This window comes from Streptomyces malachitofuscus, from assembly GCF_055571035.1.
In genome coordinates, this window is sequence record NZ_JBVIGA010000080.1 from 1 (window position 1) to 1,152 (window position 1,152).

1 protein-coding gene is annotated in these 1,152 nt (G+C 65.0%); it reads left to right on the top strand.

Features of this window, described 5'->3' with window-relative positions:
• Positions 1-123: 123 nt before the first annotated feature.
• Entirely contained in the window at positions 124-1,152 is a 1,029-nt protein-coding gene (locus ACZ44S_RS39135) for an IS630 family transposase (protein ID WP_466938289.1), read from the top strand.

Consider the following 1,152-nt stretch of genomic DNA (forward strand, 5'->3'; position numbering starts at 1 on the left):
CTAGTGTCCTGAGTCGGGAATTCGCTTCGTAAGTCAGTGCTGGTTCGGCATGATGGCCGGGTGGCGAGGACGGGACGGCCGAAGGCCGAGCTGGTGCTGACCGATGACGAGCGTGAGACGTTGATGCGTTGGGCAAGGCGCCGGACGTCTTCCCAGGCGCTGGCTCTGCGGTGCCGGATCGTGTTGGAAAGCGCAACGGGCGCTTCGAACAAGGACGTTGCGGCCCGGCTGGGCGTTGAGGCGCATACGGTGAGCCGGTGGCGAGCCCGTTTCGTCCGGGACCGTCTGGAGGGCCTGACCGACGAACCGCGTCCGGGCGGACCGCGGAAGATCACCGACGACCAGGTCGAGGAAGTGGTCGTCAAGACGCTGGAGGCTACTCCGAGGGACGCCACGCACTGGTCGACGCGGTCCATGGCCAAGGAGGTGGGGCTGTCGCAGTCGGCCATCGCGCGGATCTGGCGGACGTTCGGCCTCAAGCCGCATCTGGTGGACACCTTCAAGTTGTCCAAGGATCCGCAGTTCATCGAGAAGGTCCGTGATGTGGTCGGCCTGTATCTCGCTCCGCCCGAGCATGCGCTGGTGCTCTGTGTGGACGAGAAGACGCAGATCCAGGCGCTGGACCGGTCAGCGCCGGTGCTGCCGATGATGCCGGGGATGCCCGAGCGCCGTACGCATGACTACGTGCGCGGCGGCGTCACCACCCTGTTCGCCGCGCTGAACACCGCCACCGGCGAGGTGATCGGCCAAATCCACCGCCGGCATCGCGCCGTGGAGTTCAAGAAGTTCCTGATCCGGATCGACAAGGAAGTGCCCGACGGGCTGGACGTGCACCTGATCTGCGACAACGCCTCGACGCACAAGACCCCCGCCATCCAGCGATGGCTGACCGCGCATCCCCGCTTCCACGTGCACTTCACCCCCACCAGCTCCTCCTGGCTCAACCAGGTCGAGCGGTGGTTCGCCCTGCTGACGACCAAGCAGATACGGCGAGGCGTCCACAAGAACGTCCAGGCCCTGGAGAAGGACATCCGCACCTGGATCAAGACCTGGAACGAAGACCCGAAACCCTTCGTCTGGACGAAGACCGCGGACGACATCCTCGAACGCCTCGCCGGATATCTGAACCGAATTCCTGACTCAGGACACTAG

Coding starts and splice junctions, on each gene's coding strand:
- ACZ44S_RS39135 (WP_466938289.1), top strand. CDS start 124: ATGCGTTGGGCAAGGCGCCGGACGTCTTCCCAGGCGCTGGCTCTGCGG.